4 protein-coding genes and 1 pseudogene are annotated in these 2,305 nt (G+C 59.3%); 3 read left to right on the top strand and 2 right to left on the bottom strand.

The window, feature by feature from the left end; all coding sequences use genetic code 11:
- Positions 1 to 186 precede the first annotated feature (186 nt).
- Together BG35_RS0109335 and BG35_RS0109330 are read left to right on the top strand one after the other, a co-directional pair.
- Positions 187 to 411 (top strand): hypothetical protein, encoded by a 225-nt coding sequence (locus tag BG35_RS0109335; RefSeq protein WP_025782608.1) that lies wholly within the window; start codon positions 187 to 189, stop codon positions 409 to 411.
- The gene (locus tag BG35_RS0109330) at positions 408 to 845 is read left to right on the top strand and encodes a putative toxin-antitoxin system toxin component, PIN family (protein WP_025782607.1); all 438 of its coding nucleotides are present in this window, start codon (positions 408 to 410) and stop codon (positions 843 to 845) included. The genes BG35_RS0109335 and BG35_RS0109330 overlap by 4 nt, the downstream gene beginning before the upstream one ends.
- 148 nt (positions 846 to 993) lie before the next feature.
- Here BG35_RS0109330 and BG35_RS12890 read toward each other — a convergent pair whose 3' ends face one another.
- Positions 994 to 1,296 carry a type ISP restriction/modification enzyme gene (locus tag BG35_RS12890; RefSeq protein WP_161632599.1) on the bottom strand — a complete coding sequence of 101 codons (303 nt, stop codon included), beginning with the start codon at positions 1,294 to 1,296 and terminating at the stop codon, positions 994 to 996.
- Between the two features lie 258 nt (positions 1,297 to 1,554).
- On the opposite strand from BG35_RS12890, the gene ndk reads away from it, so the two are divergent.
- On the top strand, positions 1,555 to 2,013 hold the full coding sequence (gene ndk, locus BG35_RS0109325; protein ID WP_025782606.1) for a nucleoside-diphosphate kinase: 459 nt from the start codon (positions 1,555 to 1,557) through the stop codon (positions 2,011 to 2,013).
- A 79-nt stretch (positions 2,014 to 2,092) separates the two neighbouring features.
- On the opposite strand, the pseudogene BG35_RS13260 reads toward ndk, so the two are convergent.
- A pseudogene (locus BG35_RS13260) lies at positions 2,093 to 2,305 on the bottom strand (hypothetical protein); the annotation flags it as partial.

Genomic DNA, 2,305 nt, shown 5'->3' with positions numbered 1-2,305 from the left:
TAAAGAAAAGCGGCTCCAGCGGGCGCGGAGGAAGGAGGCGGCCCAGGGGGCGGGACGGCCGCCTGGACCCCGTTTTGGACGGCGACCCGTGGCCGTCACCAATTTCCTCTTGAAGGGGAAAGACGTGTGGCCAATTGATTGGCCACTTGCTGGTAGCCTGAAGACGTTCACCTTGAAGGAGCAGTCGTGGCGGAACAAATCACCGTGTCGGTTGATTCCGACGTGGCCAAACGCTACCGTTCGGCTTCTGACCATGAGCGCCGTAAACTGGATTTGCTGGTCAATTTGTGTTTGCGTGACGTGACAACAGCCGGCACGTCACTCAGGGACACAATGCTTCATATCAGCCGCAATGCGCAACGGCGTGGCCTGACCCCGGAAATCCTACAGTCTGTCCTGACCGACGAATGACCGGTTTCGTTTTCGACGTCAACGTCATGGTCAGCGCTTTACTCTTCAATGATTCCATACCCGGGCGGGCATTTATCCGGGCCTTGGACCAGGGAAGGATTCTGGTTTCCGGGGCGTTGATGGAGGAATTGAGCCGTGTACTTGGTCGGGACAGGTTCGACCGCTACGTTACCCGAGAAGAGCGGGACGTGTTCCTTGGATCCCTGATGCGGGAATCAGACCTGATCACCATTACCGAGACGGTGCGAGTATGCCGTGATCCGAAAGACGACAAAGTTCTGGAGGCGGCCATCAACGGCAAGGCCACATTCATCGTCACAGGAGATGCTGATCTGCTCGTGCTCAATCCATTTCGCGAAATGGAAATTGTAACGCCTGCCCAGTTTCTGCAAGTGACCGCTGCCAAGGCCGAGGAAGGCAAAACCCATGAATAGCAGGCTGCCACCAGTCCGCTGGAGTAGCACTACCTACGGGGAATTCAGGGAATCACTGCACTGACAACAGACGCCTTTCAGTGCAGTCTGCTTGGGCGTGGTCATATGCCAGGGCGGGAATGGGTAAAGTCCACCATGGTGTTTTTGGTTACCCAGGTATATGCACATCCCCTGGGAAGGAATGATCAATTGGTTGGCCAGCTATAGGCTTGGTCTCGACATGATCTGTAGTTGGCTCAAGCGAATCCCCGAGAAGAACCAGAGTAGTTAGCCGTCGCACCATGGCGGTCACTTCGCGGGCTTCCTTCTTGGTGAGTGGTCGGTCCAGGATACTTTCTTCTCGGTGGGAGAGCCATTTTTTAATCACCTGATAGCCACCGATTACATAGTTCCATATATTTTCAGGGATGCCGCGCCAGCAGATGATATCGTTGAGATAGATGTCCACCATCTGGCCAAGTAGGACAAAGCCTCGCGATTCATCAATCTTTTAACTGGCAAATTCCAGGATGTCTCACTGGTGGCGCTGCCGGCGCCGTGAATTTCAGCCATGGGCTCCAAGTACGGCTGAACGGGATCCGTCTGGTTTCCAGGAGTGGGCATTTCCACCCCATGGGCAAGTCAGCGTTTCCCCAGGGTTTCCTGGGCGGATAGCCCTTGCCAAAGGGTCCGCCACCATGGAGCATGGCTGCCGTTTGTGGGATTGACCATGGCTGAGGAGCGCACGTTCATTGCCGTCAAGCCGGATGGGGTGCAGCGGGGATTGGTGGCGGACATCCTGGGCCGCTTCGAGCGCAAGGGGTTCAAGCTGGTGGGCCTCAAGCTGTTGACCCCCAGCCGGTCGCTGGCGGAGCAGCACTACGGGATTCACCGGGAGCGGCCCTTCTTCCCTGGGCTGGTGGGGTTCATCACCTCCGGCCCGGTGGTGGCCATGGTGTGGGAGGGGGCGGGGGTGATTGCCGGCGCCCGTGTCCTCATTGGCGCCACCAAGCCGTTGGAGGCGGCCCCCGGGACCATCCGCGGGGACTTGGCGATGGACATTGGCCGCAACGTGGTCCACGGCTCCGACGGTCCCGAGAGCGCCCGGTTTGAGATCGGCCTCTGGTTCCACCCGGAAGAACTCAGCAGTTGGGAGCCGGCGGATCAAGGTTGGCGCCGGCAGGCCTGAGCGGGTGGTGAAGAAAAGCGGCGCCCCCGCTGTGCCCATCTTGTCTCTCTTCTGTCCTGGGACCACCTTCGTCTTCCGGTTATGAGTCCTGAGCCTGAGCGGCTCGGGCCTGGAGACGCAGCATCCCCCGCTCGGGATTCACCTCCAGCAGACTGACGGTGAGCGGGTCGTCAGGGCGGCTCCGGGGGGGACAGTTGCAGGCCAGTTCCAGGGCCGTGTCCCCACACCACACCAGGCCCAGCCCCTCGGATTCCCGTAGCCAACGCACAAAACAGCCTGTCCAGGGACCACA

Source organism: Candidatus Synechococcus spongiarum SH4, from assembly GCF_000586015.1.
In the GTDB taxonomy this organism is placed as follows: Bacteria; Cyanobacteriota; Cyanobacteriia; order PCC-6307; family Cyanobiaceae; genus Synechococcus_B; species Synechococcus_B spongiarum_F.
The sequence above is the reverse complement of the archived record's forward strand: the minus strand, read 5'-3'. Positions and strand labels throughout refer to the sequence as shown.

Bases quoted from the DNA above. Each gene is read 5' to 3' on its own strand.
- BG35_RS12890 (WP_161632599.1), bottom strand. From the start codon at position 1,296: ATGGTGGACATCTATCTCAACGATATCATCTGCTGGCGCGGCATCCCT.
- ndk (WP_025782606.1), top strand. From the start codon at position 1,555: ATGGCTGAGGAGCGCACGTTCATTGCCGTCAAGCCGGATGGGGTGCAG.
- BG35_RS0109330 (WP_025782607.1), top strand. From the start codon at position 408: ATGACCGGTTTCGTTTTCGACGTCAACGTCATGGTCAGCGCTTTACTC.